Origin of the sequence: Geomonas edaphica (assembly GCF_004917075.1) — a bacterium.
In the GTDB taxonomy this organism is placed as follows: Bacteria; Desulfobacterota; Desulfuromonadia; order Geobacterales; family Geobacteraceae; genus Geomonas; species Geomonas edaphica.
On sequence record NZ_SSYB01000001.1, the window covers coordinates 341,472 to 356,332 of the forward strand.

Consider the following 14,861-nt stretch of genomic DNA (forward strand, 5'->3'; position numbering starts at 1 on the left):
AACGCGGTACAAAATGAACGCCAACGCGTGGGTTGACAAAACGAGCGTGAGCGATCGGTACTAGGGGGATCAGTGAGCCAGGCATTCACTCCATTACTTTCCACATGGCAGAGCTTCTACGTCATAGTTGGTTCGGCAGTTGCGGCGGTCATTGCCATCCAGTTCGCCAAAATTCCTGTTTTCCAAACCAACAAAGAGAGCATTTCGTGCTGATTTGGGCGGCAATAATGCTTTTAAGGGCTCAAGGCTCTTGAGGTAATTACTGATATGTTCCATTGCCTCCGGAATTATCGAAATACGCTCATTTTCGCTATCCTTGCTGTGTCGAATGGTCACGATACTCGTGTTACCGTGACAGGTTATGTCCTCGATGTCAATGTTGGCAATTTCTGTTCGATGTAAAAGGGCGGTTACCGCCAAGGCAATAATGGCCTTATCTCTAATTGCTGTAGATGCATTCACAAGTGCCTGTCGTTGGGTCTTAGTTACCCTGTCTGCAACGCACGATGAACCAAGTCACCAATGAAACTGATGTGACGGAGGAAGTGATGAAAAGCTTATTGGAGACGGAAGCCGACCGTAAAAACAATGCCATTACGATTGACGCGGCAAAGAAGAATTTGAACCATGTGTGCAGGTTCCTTTCAGGGGCCGCTCGGGCGCTAATTACCCCTTGAAGAGCCGCTCCTGCATCAAACAAAGCCGAAAAGCAGATGAGCCTTCAACTGTTGGACATGAACAGGAAACTACAATAATCAAGGCGCCTAGAGCTGTCAAAATACTTCTGGCCGGCGGCAAGCCAGACGACAATACGAGGTTCTGATTACACGGCTTACAGTCGTTTCCTGGCATTAGGCAACAAAAACTGTGGCGTGAATTTACCGGCCAGTAAACGGAGGTAGGTAAATTCATCTACCACTATCAGGTTCTTTTCCCATATTTTAAGCCGAGTTTGCTCATCCTCCCCCTTAAAGTGTTAGGGTTAATGCCGAGTAGTTCTGCTGCACCTCCAGGACCATGGACCTTTCCTTTTGCCATTTTCAAAACTTTACTTATATGCGCAGCCATAGCTTCATCAAGATTTATTGCCCCCCCGGTAAGTTCCTCACTTATGGATGGTGTTTTTGCACTCTTTTCGTCCAGCAGCAGTGAATCAAATTTCAATTGACCGCCTCTGTACCGGATCAGTTCTCTCTCCACGAGATTTTCCAGCTCTCTAACATTCCCGGGCCACCAGTAGTTCATCATTCTTTCCAACACGCCTGGCGCAATGGCAGGGGGGGAGGAGATGCCAAATTCCCTGCACTTAACCTCTACGAAATGCCGTGCGAGGGCTGGGACATCCTCTCTTCTTTGCCTGAGCGGCGGCACGATGATCGGAAACACGTTCAATCTGAACCAAAGGTCCTCCCTAAATTGGTTTTCTGCCACCATACCTTCTAGGTTGCGGTGCGTCGCAGCGATCACGCGGATGTCAACAGGGATTGCCCGATCTCCTCCTACTCGTTCTATCTCTTTATGCTGTAGCACGCGCAAAAGCCTCACTTGTGCTTGGGGCGGCAGTTCGCCGATCTCATCCAGGAAGATGGTCCCGCCATCTGCCCGTTCAAAACGTCCGCGCTTTTCTGTAATCGCCCCAGTGAAGGCTCCCTTTTCGTGACCGAAGAGTTCGCTGTCTATAAGGCTCTCGGAAATGGCGCCACAGTTAACCTTGATAAATGGGCCATCTTTGCGCGAAGAGGCGAAATGGATGGCGTTGGCAATGACGTCTTTTCCTGTCCCGGTCTCCCCCATCAGGAGAACCGTGTTGGAAAGTGGAGCGATTTGCTGAGCCATCTCCATAACATTTCGCAGTCCTGAATTCCCCCCGATGATTTCGTCCCCCAAACGGGGCACCAATTCGCTACGCAAGAAGCGGTTGTCGTCCAGAAGGGTATCCCGGTAACGAAGCACCTCTCCATAAGAGAGGGCGTTCGCTAGTGCTAATGCAAACGGATCTGCCACCGTAGACAGAAGCTCTGCATCTCCTTGATTGTATCTGCCTTCACCGTATGCTCGTAAAGCAAGAACCCCTATTAATTCGTTTTCTACACGGAGGGGTAGGACAAGGTCTGAATTCCCAGCTAATTCGACAAGCTCACTAATCATTTTTGCAGGACCGCTTAAGGCTCGGGCATCCATAATTAGTGGTCCTGAAAGCTTTTGGCCCCACCCCCACACAAGTTCCGGCAACGGCACGATCTCTTTTGCCGCCTCTCCATCACTGTTCGCAAAGTGTGCTATTCGCCGGATAGCTCCGAGTTGGCTGTCCATGATGTCGAGATAAATCTCATCCAAGGGGAAATGCTCCCGCAAGTAGTCAAATGCGCGTTTCACGGCAACCCGGATGTCCAGGCTGCTGCATATCTTGAGGGTAACCTCTCTGAAGAATTCATCTTTATTGACTGCCATAACGATGTGAGCTCCGCTAAACCGACTTGCTCATGAGCCGGTGGAGGACTTTCTGTCCTGTTGTTAGATAAACTGCCCAGCAATAACCAATATCTTGTGACAACAGCCAGCTTGGTTGGTCATACCGGTAATGGAGGGGGCCGCTGGTCTTGATGGGGGTGAAGATGAGCTGGAGATCTGCAACCGGTAACTCCTCTACACGTGTGGGTGTGTTTTTGTTTTGCCCAACAATTGTTATATTAAACGATTTACCAGATCGCGCAATTTAAGGCAATGGCAATTTGTCATATTTGGTTTTTAACTTTGCGGCTATAATCGTAAATAATCAAAAAACAACGATATTGTTGATTGGCACGAATGTGGCTTTGCTTAAACCGTCAACGCCTCGTCTGAGGCATATGCTTGGTTTTTCGAATATAAAATTGAGGTGTACAATGAACAAAATAATTGAAATCGTCGAATTCACCGATCCGGTCTGCACCTGGTGCTGGGGCAGCGAGCCTGTTCTGCGTAAGCTGGAAACTAGATTTGGAGAACAGGTAAAAGTCAGTTTTATCATGGCAGGTTTGGTTAAAGACATCACTGCATTTTACGACAGTTACAATGACATTGGAGGGGACCCGGTCCGCTCCAATAGGCAAATCGCCAAGCACTGGCTTGAGGCTTCCCAGCGTCACGGGATGCCTGTGAAAATCAATGGATTCAGCTTGTTTTCACGGGAGCGCGTGTCTTCCTACCCGTTGAATGTGGCTTACAAAGCTGCACAAATGCAGGATCAAAACCTAGCGGACAGATTTCTTAGGCGCGTTCGTGAAGCATCGGCTGCCGAGGCGAAGTTGACAAATACCACCGAGGTGTTGGTGGAATTGGCCTCAGAAGTAGGCCTGGATGTCGCCCGCTTCGTGGAGGATTTTTCCAACGGGGCCGCCCAAAAGGCATTCGCGCAGGATCTCACGATAACGCAACGATATAATGCCCGAGGTTTCCCCACATTTCTCGTCCGATTTGAAGGGAAGGAGACTCTTTTACGCGGATACAGGAGGTATGAGGATTTCAAGGCTGTGATTGGGCTGATGACAGAAGGAGAGATCGCTGAGCTGCCGATTTCGCCCAGCGAAGAGGCTGTCATGGCGTTTATAAGAACCTATCTCTCGGTAGCGCCGGTTGAAATAAAAATGACCTTTGACCTAGCCGATGCCGAATGGGATTCGATGTTGGATTCGCTGCTGGCAAAAAGAATGATTGTGCGCCGTGAAGCGGGAAATGGATACTTTGTCTCACCCAAAACCGGCGGTGCGGTTTGCGATACCGTAGCCGGCACCTGCACAGCAGTTTGATCATAACCTAGAAAACGTTAGTCCCCATCGGGACCAGCAGGCGTAGTCAAATCAGATGTATGAATTTGATACAGAAGGAGACAATTATGAAAACGGAAAAATTCACAGCAACAAACGCAGCCATGCTTCTCATCGATCATCAGGTTGGAACCTTAAGTTGGTGCTGCAACATCCCACAGGAATTAATCAAGAATAACACGCGTGCGTTGGCTCGAGCAGCGAAGGCCCTGGATATGCCCCTGATTCTCACAAGCAGTATGGAAGAGTACACACAGGGGCCTCTGCTCAAGGATCTGGAAGAGATCGCACCGGAAGAGCACGCTCGCAGAGTGAAGCGTTTTGGGGTGGTGAATGCTTGGGATGATCCCAACTACAAGGCGGCGGTCATGGCTACCGGACGGCGGAACTTGATTATTGCGGGTCTCACCAATGACGTATGCATCGTTTATCCCGCGATGAGTGCGGTAGAGGAGGGCTTCAACGTACAGGTGGTAGTGGATGCTGGTGGCTCTCCAACCCAGATCGCAGATGAGACCGCTCTAAGGCGCATGGAGCGTGCGGGGGTGACTCTTACCTCAACAAATCAGCTTATAGCCGAGTTGGCTGGATCATGGACAACCGAAGGCGGCTCAAAACTGATTCAGATATTGTTCGAGGAAGTGCTGGTGCACCTCGGCAAACCGTCTACCTAAAAGGATTCTGTGCAAGCTGCATGATATTTTGCCCCTCAGGAGCCATCCTGTGGGGCAAAATGCCATCAGAGGTATCATTCGGAGCGGACCGAGTCGATCTCCTAGTTGTTCTCCTTAACCACACCATCTTTCATCACTAGTTTGTTCTATCCCCCCCAGAACGTGAATTGCCCCCCACTTACGCCTCCTGGGCAATAACCTGCAGTATGCAGGCATATCGCACAGGCAGGAGCAAAGCCCAACGGCATTCCCTTATTTAGTAAATTGCTGAATTTAACAAAGGCAAGCCCCGCAGTTTTGCTTTATTTGGTGATTGTCTAAACGCTTGTTTTTAAATACCTGTTATTACATAACAATTTCTTTGGCATGAATGTCGCTATAGCAATGATAAGTGATTTAGCAAGACTGGGGAATTACCAAGTGCCCCCCCTCTGTAAATCCTGATCTCGCTACCATTCATGAAACAAAATGGGAGGGAAAGACAATGTATGGATATCAGCTGACATTTTTTACCCAGCAGGACCGAACACATAAGAATCGGTGCCTGGGGGAATGGCTCATTGAGGAGGCGCTTTGCATGGGCATCAAAGGCGCAACGCTGTTCACTGCCGCAGAAGGTTTTGGTAGAGAGCGAAAACTACACTTCGTAGGATATTTTGATGTCTCCGATCAACCTATAGAGGTCTCCATGGCAGTCAGCGAGGAGGCGGCCAGCATATTTTTAGAGCATTTGAAGCAGGAAGGGATCGATGTCTTTTACATCAAGTCGCCCATCGAATTCGGCACAACGAGGAATCGATAAGCGATCCGGCGACTTTACAAGCTTCGTTCAACACTTGTCTGGGGTAGATCATGCGGTTTGGAAATGAAAACGTTTTTGACATGACTAGAAAGTTCACAAACCGGCCGGATGGAAGAAAATACATCCGCCACTTGCCCGTGTTCCTGAGCCTCGCCTTCCTGAGCGCATGCGCCGTCGGCCCTGATTTCAAGAGGCCGGTGAGCACGCCTCCCGCGCACCTCATGGAGACCACCGACGAAATCGGCAGGCAGAGCCAAGTAGTGACGGGGAAGATGGAGACAGCATGGTGGACGCTGTTCAACGACGAGATCCTGAGCGAACTTCAAGAACGCGCTCAGAAAGGGAACCTCGATCTGCTGTTGGCGGCTGCGCGTCTGGCGCAAAGCCGTGCGCAGACCGGCGTCGCCAATTCTGTAGGGCTTCCGCATCTCAGCCTAGGCGGTTCCTATGCGCGGGCCGCGGACAGTGCAAACGGCCAAATGGCGCTACTTGGCGCTCCCGACAGTCCGTACGATATTATGCAGGCGGGATTCAACGCGAGTTGGGAAATCGACTTGTGGGGGCACGCCCGGAGGACCGGCGAGTCTGCTGCGGCATCGCTGCAGTCAAGTGCGTTCCAACGAGAAGGGGTGCGCGTATCGATTGCCGCAGAGGTCGCTCGCGCCTACATTCAGTTGCGCCACGTCCAGACGCAATTGGACATTACCCGCCAAAACCTGGCCATTGCCGAAAATGCTCTTAAGCTGGCGGACAGTCGCGTGAAAAATGGCGTAGCCACCCGCTTCGAGTCGTCGGCATCGGCTGCACAGTTGGCATCGACAAAGGCGCTGATCCCGCGTCTCGAGGAACAACGTGACGCGCTGATGAATGCCCTGGCATTGCTGCTTGGTGAACCTCCTCGTGCACTGAATTCCTTGTTGACACCAACGCACCAAATCCCGCCCGTGCCAAGCAAAGTGCCAATCGGATTGTCCTCTGAACTTGTGCGCCGTCGCCCCGACATCCTCCAAGCCGAAGCACGCCTGCATGCTGCGACAGCTGCCATCGGTGTAGCCAAAGCTGATTTCTATCCGCGCATAAGCCTGAACGGCAGTCTCGGTTTTCAGTCCCTCAACCTGGACACCTTCGGCAACTGGGCATCGCGCACCTTCGCAGTGGGACCGACTCTCTACCTGCCCCTCTTCGAAGGTGGCAGGCTAAAAGGCACGCTTGCCTTGAGTGAGGCTCGTCAACAGGAAGCGGCGATCGCCTACCAGCAAACGGTACTGCACGCCTGGCATGAAGTTGATGACACGCTCAGCGCCTACGCTGATGTCCAAAGGCGCAGGGAGCAACTCACACTCGCCTTCGACGAGTACCGCAAGGCCTACGCTGTCGCTCTGAGGCGCTATGAGCAGGGCGCCGCAGAATATCTGATGGTGTTGACAGCGCAACGCTCATTGCTGGCCAGCCAGATGGAACTCGCCGACAACACGAGCCGTGTCTCCATCGCCATGGTCAACCTGTACAAGGCGCTAGGGGGGGGCTGGGCAGCCCAGACGGGTGAATCCGGAGGCCCGCAAAAATGAGTGCGAATCAGGCTACATCAACTCCCGCACCTCCTGGTAACCCACCAGCGACTCCATTCAGTGGGCGCCTGTTCACTGGTTTCCTTGGCATCCTCATTTCCGCCATGGTAGCTGGCCTAAGCAATCGCATCGGCTCTCTGGCGCTGGCCGACGTGCGCGGGGTACTTGGCCTTGGGGCAGATGAGGGGAGCTGGCTCAACACCGTGTACGTTGCCGCGGAATTGATCGCGATGCCTTTCTCTATCTGGTTGGCAACGATCATTTCCCTTAGGCGTTTCCACATGTTGATGACGGGACTGTTTGTCCTGCTCTCTCTCATCATCCCCTTAGTACACGACCTGTCTGCCTTGCTGTTGCTGCGCAGCTTTCAGGGAGTTGCGGGGGGGATGCTGATCCCGATTCTCATGCTATCGGCGTTGCGGTTTTTCCCAATACCAATTCGCCTGTACGGTATGTCGCTGTACGCCCTGACGGCCACTTTTTCGCCCAATCTAGGGCTCTGGATGGCCAGTAACTGGACTGATGTTTGGTTTGATTGGCGCCTGCTTTATTGGCAAAACCTGCCTTTCGGGTTACTGGCGATGGGGATGGGATGGTGGGGGATTCCACAGGACCCGACACGGCCAGAGCGTCTAGGACAGACCGACTGGTTCGGCATGGTATGCGGCGCGGCGGCCTTGGGAATGCTAGCCATCGGGCTGGACCAGGGGGAGCGCCTGGATTGGTGGCACTCTGACTTGCTCTGCTGGTTGATCGGTGGCGGCATTTCCATGATGGTCGTCTTCCTGATCCGCCAGTGGTATTACCCGGCCCCTTTCATCAAGCCGCAACTGTTGCTGCAAAAACGAAACTTGGGCGTGGGGTTTTCAGTCTTCGTTTTCCTGCTGATGGTAATGATGTCCAGCTCGAAGTTGCCGGGGATGCATCTTGAAGCTTTATGGGGCTACCGCAGCTTGCAGAGCGCCCCGATCGGGCTGCTGATCGCTTTGCCTCAGCCTGTTCTATCGCTTGCCGTCGCATCGCTATTTTACCGGAAGTGGTTGGACGCCCGCATAGTGATGGCATCAGGAATAGGGTTGATCGCAGTCGCATGTCTGCTCTGCACGCATATAACGGCCAGTTGGATTGTTGATCAGTTCGTACTAGCACAGATGCTGCAGGCCGCCGGGCAGGCCATGGCGGTGGTTGGTCTGTTGTTCTTGACGACCAGCGTGGTGCAACCGATGGAAGGCCCTTTTGTGGCCGGCACCATCAATACCCTGCGCGCCTTTGGGGTAATTTTTGGCGGTGCTATGATCGGTCATTTTTTCCGTCTACGTCAGCATTTTCATTCGGAGATGCTTGTGGATCGCATCGGCCGGATTTCTGCGAATATACCGCTATCCCAAGACAACCTAGCCGCATTAACTGACAGTGCTCGTCAGCAGGCTTTTGTTTTGGCCAATGCTGACAGCTATCTGATGCTCGCCGCGCTGGCGGTCCTGCTCATACCTTTCGTATTACGAATGGATTACATAGCGGCTCCGGCTCGGCAAACCTCAGCACCTATCACAAACAAAGGATAAGACAATGGCATTTCCAAAAACAGCAATGATCATTTCCGGTCTCCTTCTTGTGTCCGTAGTCGGAGCGGGTATTTACCTTCTCAATCATCACCAATCCGATGCGGATAGGCAATCAACCGATGATGCATATGTACGGGCGGATTTTACCCTGGTAGCCCCGCGAGTTAACGGGCAGATAGCTCGTGTTCTTGTGGACGATAACGAAACCGTAAAGGCTGGTCAGCTACTGGCGGTAATCGACGACCACGACCTGAAGGTTTCCGTCCAGAGCGCTCAAGCAGAGGCAGGAGCAGCACAGGCCGCCATTGAAAGCCTGAAGGCAACCATCAAGCGAAATGCGTCAACTATCCAGCAGGCTCAAGCTGCCGTTAGGTCGGATGAAGCTTCGATTGCCCTCGCGAAAGCCAATACTGAGCGTTATCGCAACCTGTCAACTGATGGTTCAGGAACTCGCCAGGAGGCCCAGAATGCGGAGACCCAATTACAGGTGCACCTGGCAGCGCTCGACCGCGACAAGGCCGGCGTAGAAGCGGCCCGACAGCAAACATCGATACTTGAAGCCGATCTGAAAAAAGCGGAAAGCTCGCTGCAGCGGGCCAAGGCCGTACAAGCTGCGGCCGAACTCAACCTTTCCTACACCAAGATCGTCGCTCCCATAGACGGGACCATAGCACGCCGTTCCGTGCGCCAGGGTGCCTTCGTCACCACCGGTATGCCTCTGCTGGCAGTGGTGCCACTGGATAAGGTCTATATCGAAGCCAACTTCCGGGAAACGCAGCTTGCCCGTATTCGCCCAGGACAATCCGTTACGATCCGCGTTGACACACTGCCTGGCGTGGTCCTTTCGGGCAGCGTCGCAAGCTTGTCACCAGCAAGCGGTGCTTCATTTGCCCCAGTCGCACCGCAGAACGCAACAGGCAATTTCACCAAAATAATTCAGCGTTTGCCTGTGCGCATAAGTATTGCCCCCGGCCAGGTCGCAAGCAAGCAATTACGAGTTGGCATGTCTGTGCAGCCAACGATTGAGATTGGAACAGGTCCGAACGCAAAAAAGCAATCGAAGGATGATGAGGAAGGATAAACAACCAATGAAAAGTCGAGAATGCCTCCAATTGATCATTAGATATTAACTGCTTTGGTCTATGTCCGCATCAGTGCTGTCATCTGCAAAATGGGGATATGGGAACACCAGGCGAAAGCCAACAGGAAAAACACTATGAAGGAGAACATCATGGCAAAATTACTCTACGTGACCTGCAACCTTAAACCTATGGAAATTTCCCGCAGTCTTTCAGTGGGGAATGAGTTTCTAAACGAGTACATAAAGCATAACCCGGAGGACGAGGTGCATTTTCTTGACCTTTACCGAGACAACATTCAACGCATCGATGCCGATGTGCTGTCTGGTTGGGGGAAATTGCGTAGTGGAGACGGTCTCGCATCCCTCTCCTACCACGAAGGACGCAAAGTCGACCGCATCTGGAAGCATGCAGACCAATTCATTGCAGCAGACAAGTATGTGTTCGTGACACCGATGTTCAATCTCGGGTTCCCTGCGGAATTAAAGATGTACATAGATACGGTATGCGTGGTTGGCAAAACATTCACCTACACTCCGACCGGCGCTGTGGGCCTGCTGAAAAATCAGGGTAGAAAATGTCTCCATATTCACTCGAATGGGGGCTTCCACTATGGCAATGAAGAGGACCATTCGGTACCCTACCTTAAGTCGATTATGGGCTTCATGGGGATCGAAAACTTCGAAGCAATCGTGCTGGAAGGCGTCGATGCCATGCCGGACCTGGCTGAAGAATACAAAGAAGCAGCTATGATAAAGGCCCGCTTGGCCGCACTGAGCTTTTAGAGGATGAAAGTCGTAGTCTTGCTCACTTTGCTCGTCTGGGTCGGCGTCTGTCTTGTAGCTTTTTTCTACAAAAGAGAGCGTTGAGGAGCGATCTTCATGGGAATGTCTTCTATGGTGTACCAGGGAACGGACAGCCGATTCCACCGGATCGTCAACGTGATAGATGACGTGGCGTGCCATGTGGTCGAAGGTAGACAGCACAATTGGAGAGAATCCATTGCCCTCCTACTTTTGCAGATGGTAGCTCATGTTCAAGATGAGGAGGACCACCTGAAGGTGCTCGGGTTACCGAACTATCAGCAGCACTGCGAGCACCATAGGTTCATCTGCAGACTTGCCGCTAGGATTGTCCACGGGCATGGCTACGGCGAAAACGTCCCTGCCCGCGAACTGCATTTTCTCAAGGCGCAGTGGCTTGAGCACGTGCGAAAATTTGATTGCGACTACTAAACACTCACGCGACCCCCGATATTTCCATCTTAGCGATATGTCCTAATTTCAAACCCTTCTGCTTTACGGTATTTGATACAATAAACCAATATTACCAAATGCGGTGAACATATCACCGCATTTGGTATCCTCCCACCGTTCAAAAATCCCCAATCGTTTTAAATTAGCACGTTACGCAATGGCACAATTCTAGCTCTTAAGCTGCCGGAAATCGTGCCCCCCTATTTTTGCATCTCTCACATCGTAGTGATGTTTCACCATTTATCAAACAGGAGGAGGTGGTCAATTACAGGGTCTTCTGATTCACCAGTTGTTCCAATGCAAAGTAAGGAGGCTTATTTGATGGGGGTTAGAGGGTTGCAAGGAGTGTTGTTCTTCTGCTCGCTGTTCGCCGCCTCAACGAGTATGGCGACGGAGATACATGGCAGGAGTTCCACGCAGTTTCAGTTATTCAGCAATGAAATGCTGAATGGCAAACGACAGATTGAGCTGGCCGAATATCTGCGGTTCTCAATCACTAACATCGACAAGGAGGGAAAGTTCACTATTCATGGCTATGGCAGGGGGGCTCAGGACTTCACCAATGGCGACGGCCTCAATGGCAGACTCTACTACTTCTATGGGGACTACCGTGACCTTTATGAAAAGATCGATCTTAGGATTGGTCGCCAGTTCGTAGATGTCTCAGCTGGCAGTGCCATCGTTGACGGGGCACTGATCGGGGTGAAAAACGTAGGACCTGTTGCGTTTACGGTGCTTGGTGGCCACGACGTGGTGTTCGGCCTTAACGGCGAAACGGGAAACGCTGGCAATACCGTATTCGGTCTCGCTGCATACTTGAGCGGTTTCCGAGAAACCGATGCGGAGGTCAGTTGGCTCCGAAAATTCGATGGCAGTGATATCACGAGAGACATCATCGGTGGCTCGTTTAAGCAGTACCTCTTCAACAACGTGAAGCTGTACGGCAATGCAAAATACGACATCACTGCCGAGGCATTCAACGAGGTTCTGGGCGGGGTAAAGTACTTCCCCACATCGGATCTCATCTTTACCGGGGAGTACTACAGGAGCTATGCGACCTTTGATACAACTTCAATCTACTCTGTGTTTGCTGTGAACGACTACACCGAGGCGCTGTTCAGAGCCGACTACACCTTGAATGACAGGTTGTCGATGAACTTTGGGTACAACCGTCAGTGGTACGGCGACGGCGGCCATGCCAACGTCTACCATGTAGGCACCGGCATCCGCCCGATCGAGCCTTTGAAGGTGAACATCGAGTATGACAACCGAAACGGTTACTACGGCAACACGAACGGTGTAATCATCGATGCGACCTACGACCTCAACAAGGTTTCCCAGGTTGCCGCAGGGTTTACCTACGATGTGTACCAGCGCGATTCCATGACCAACGAGGAAACCGCGCGCAGGTACTGGCTCGGTAGCTTCTACAAGCTTGCCAGCAATATGGGGGTCTCAGGAAGGATCCAGGACGACGTGAACGCCCGCTACGAGACCAACGTGTCGGGGCGCGTGAGCTTTGATATCGACTTCTAGAAAGGGGTACTACAGTGAGGAACTTGTTGTTTATGTGTATGCTGTGCCTCCTGCCCGTCTTGTATACCAAACAGGCATTGGCTGAAAAGCAGCAGCACAAGGAATACGCCCAGGTGACACTCTCTGAGTGCAACGATTGCCACAAGGGCGAGGGCGTCGCACTTAACCACGATAGGGACTGGGTGCGCGGCCATCGCACCTTAGCAAGCAAAGCCAACAACAACTGCGCCCAATGCCACACCCAGGCCTACTGTCTTGATTGTCATCAGGGCGGCGGCATCAACTCGGATCTCACCAGGTCCAACTACGGTCGTGACTATGTGCCTAAGAGCCATCGCAGTGACTTCGTGAACCTGCACCCGATCAAGGCCCAGGAGAACCCGCAGACCTGCTACCGCTGCCACGACCAGAAATACTGCAACTCCTGCCATGCTCGCTTTCCGAAAGGTAGCATGAGGATCAAGTCGCACTTGATGCTTGGGCCGAATAACCAACGGTACGCACCTGCAATCAACGAACATGCCATCGAGGCTCGGCGCAACTTGCAATCCTGCCAGGTCTGCCACCCGGAAGGTGACGTTTGCATCCAGTGTCACTCCAGCGGCAAGACCAATCCGCATCCGCGCAATTGGAAAGGGATCAGCTCGAACTACAAGGACAAGGCCGGAAACAAGGTCTGCCTTAAATGCCACATACCAGGAACATTTTGATACACAGCCAAGGAGGATTCAGAATGATCAATAAGGTAGTAAGATTTTCGGCGGCCATAACGATGCTTTCGACCGCTTTCATCGCAGGATGCGGTTCGAGCAACAAGGAAGGGGGCTCCTCTGCTGATGTGTCTAAAATCAGCGAGGCAGCATGCGCCCAGTGCCATAGCACCGCCATCGACCCGGTTGCAGGAACACCGATATACCAAGCGTACCTGGCGTCGTCACATTATACCAACAACTTCCACGTGGTCGGCTGTCAGGACTGCCATGGCGGCGGTGCGCAGCACAACGGCGTCGGCCCTATCCCCTACACCAACCCAGATGCATCCGGCAAGTGTTTTTCCTGCCATACCGGCCACTTGAGCGCTGCACACTACGCCGCGGCCACCACCAGCGACGTTCTCACTGCGGCGGACGCGATGTACGTCAGCAAGAATTATCAAACCTCTTGCACGAGTTGCCATGATCCCCATCTCGGCAACAACGGCATCCTAGACGGCAAGGTGAACACGCTGACCGGTCAGGCGAAGGGGACCCAGCATTCGGATTGGGCTGAGTCCGGGCACGGAAACGTAAAGGGGGCCGCCTGGGCAACTTACGACTTTAAGAACCGAAAGATCGGCAACAGCTACACCTGCCTGCGCTGCCACACTTCGACAGGCTTCATCCACTTCGTGGACGGAAATTTTGCGTCACCCTTCCCCACGACGACTTGGGCACAAACTGGTGACACCAGCAGGGAAGTTCTTACCTGTAAGGCTTGCCACACCGACTACAACTTCAAGAATCGGGTACGTCGCGTTGGGGCCTATACCGCCTCCTATGGGGTAGCCGGCCCCCAGCAGACCGTAGCCTATGCTGACGCTGCGACCTCCAACCTTTGCGTACCGTGCCACACCGGCTTGATTAACGAGGCCGGCATCGAAGCAGTAACTGACTTCGGCAATGCTGATTTTTCGGCTGTCAACCCGCATTATCTTGCCGCCGCAGCCATCCTCTACAGCAAGGTAGGATTCAAGTACTACAGCGATCCGGCTGCATATGATCCGTCGCTTGATTTCAGCAACACCCATTTCTCTCACAAAAACATCGGCATCAACAACTACGTGTTGCCTCTGTCCATTCCAGGATTCAGCTTCGGAGCCACCGGTACAGATGGTCCTTGTGTCTCCTGCCACATGACGAACGGCACCCACACCCTTTCGGTCGTGCCCGGCATGCAGGCCGGCGGAATCTGCACTAAATGCCATCAGGGTGGTTTTGCAATGACTGCCACAAAACTGGAAGAGGAGAAGGCAGGGTACCAGGCATCGCTTGATTTCTTGCAGGCCATGCTCTCCTACTATGGAATGAGCTACACATCGAATTACCCTTACTTCGCAACGAAGAACTGGAATGCAGTCGGCCCAATTGGTGGGAACGGCAAGCAAAACATGGGGGCTGCTTTCAACTTCAGCCTGCTAAAGCATGAACCCGGCGCCTTCGCACACAATCAGATCTACGCTAAACGGCTGATCTTCGACTCAGTCGACTACCTGCAGCACGGTAAAGTGACTGGGGCCATCAGCTTCAGTTCGTTCTCCAGCGCCACTGTTCCGGTCTCGGCCGCTAGAGGCTACATAGGTACTAGGCCTTAAAAAGACTTTTGTTGTCATAATGAGCCCTACCCACCCAAGGTGGGGCTCATTACGTTTAGGACTGCGCATGGGAAACTGTAGGAATCGTAATTTGAAGGGCAAGATTATCTTGGTAACTGACGCACACAAACGCTTGGGGCAAGCTTTAGTTTGTGCACTGCTAGGACGGAGGTGCCTCCCTTTGGACTAGTAGGGGGGGTAACCGGTCTACTCAACTGCCGATCG

General features: G+C 52.5%; 12 protein-coding genes and 1 pseudogene. 11 read left to right on the top strand and 2 right to left on the bottom strand.

Annotated features, from left to right (window positions below; genetic code table 11):
• Nucleotides 1–93: 93 nt before the first annotated feature.
• Both E8K79_RS01435 and E8K79_RS01440 read right to left on the bottom strand, forming a co-directional pair.
• Nucleotides 94–477, bottom strand: a pseudogene (locus E8K79_RS01435) (hypothetical protein); the annotation flags it as partial.
• A gap of 444 nt (nt 478–921) precedes the next feature.
• Entirely contained in the window at nt 922–2,451 is a 1,530-nt protein-coding gene (locus E8K79_RS01440; protein WP_136513149.1) for a sigma 54-interacting transcriptional regulator, read from the bottom strand.
• Between the two features lie 434 nt (nt 2,452–2,885).
• Between E8K79_RS01440 and E8K79_RS01445 the strand changes: the two genes are divergently transcribed.
• The 11 genes from E8K79_RS01445 (at nt 2,886) to E8K79_RS01495 (ending at nt 14,636) form a co-directional block, all read left to right on the top strand.
• Nucleotides 2,886–3,788 (top strand): DsbA family oxidoreductase, encoded by a 903-nt coding sequence (locus E8K79_RS01445; RefSeq protein WP_136513150.1) that lies wholly within the window; start codon nt 2,886–2,888, stop codon nt 3,786–3,788.
• An 86-nt stretch (nt 3,789–3,874) separates the two neighbouring features.
• The gene (locus E8K79_RS01450) at nt 3,875–4,480 is read left to right on the top strand and encodes an isochorismatase family protein (RefSeq protein WP_136513151.1); all 606 of its coding nucleotides are present in this window, start codon (nt 3,875–3,877) and stop codon (nt 4,478–4,480) included.
• 484 nt (nt 4,481–4,964) lie between these two features.
• A complete protein-coding gene (locus E8K79_RS01455; protein WP_136513152.1) occupies nt 4,965–5,282 on the top strand; it encodes a DUF190 domain-containing protein in 318 nt (105 codons plus the stop codon).
• Nucleotides 5,283–5,332: 50 nt separating this feature from the next.
• Entirely contained in the window at nt 5,333–6,850 is a 1,518-nt protein-coding gene (locus E8K79_RS01460) for an efflux transporter outer membrane subunit (RefSeq protein WP_136513153.1), read from the top strand.
• Nucleotides 6,847–8,415 carry an MFS transporter gene (locus E8K79_RS01465; protein WP_136513154.1) on the top strand — a complete coding sequence of 523 codons (1,569 nt, stop codon included), beginning with the start codon at nt 6,847–6,849 and terminating at the stop codon, nt 8,413–8,415. The genes E8K79_RS01460 and E8K79_RS01465 overlap by 4 nt, the downstream gene beginning before the upstream one ends.
• A 4-nt stretch (nt 8,416–8,419) precedes the next feature.
• A complete protein-coding gene (locus E8K79_RS01470) occupies nt 8,420–9,496 on the top strand; it encodes an HlyD family secretion protein (protein ID WP_136513155.1) in 1,077 nt (358 codons plus the stop codon).
• 150 nt (nt 9,497–9,646) lie between these two features.
• Complete coding sequence (locus tag E8K79_RS01475) at nt 9,647–10,279, top strand: FMN-dependent NADH-azoreductase (RefSeq protein ID WP_136513156.1); 633 nt, start codon at nt 9,647–9,649, stop codon at nt 10,277–10,279.
• Between the two features lie 96 nt (nt 10,280–10,375).
• Nucleotides 10,376–10,729, top strand: coding sequence for a hypothetical protein (locus E8K79_RS01480; protein WP_136513157.1), 354 nt, complete (start codon nt 10,376–10,378; stop codon nt 10,727–10,729).
• Between the two features lie 342 nt (nt 10,730–11,071).
• A complete protein-coding gene (locus E8K79_RS01485; RefSeq protein ID WP_136513158.1) occupies nt 11,072–12,286 on the top strand; it encodes a hypothetical protein in 1,215 nt (404 codons plus the stop codon).
• Nucleotides 12,287–12,300: 14 nt separating this feature from the next.
• Entirely contained in the window at nt 12,301–12,996 is a 696-nt protein-coding gene (locus E8K79_RS01490) for a cytochrome c3 family protein (RefSeq protein ID WP_136513159.1), read from the top strand.
• Nucleotides 12,997–13,019: 23 nt separating this feature from the next.
• Nucleotides 13,020–14,636 carry a hypothetical protein gene (locus E8K79_RS01495; protein WP_136513160.1) on the top strand — a complete coding sequence of 539 codons (1,617 nt, stop codon included), beginning with the start codon at nt 13,020–13,022 and terminating at the stop codon, nt 14,634–14,636.
• Nucleotides 14,637–14,861 lie beyond the last annotated feature (225 nt).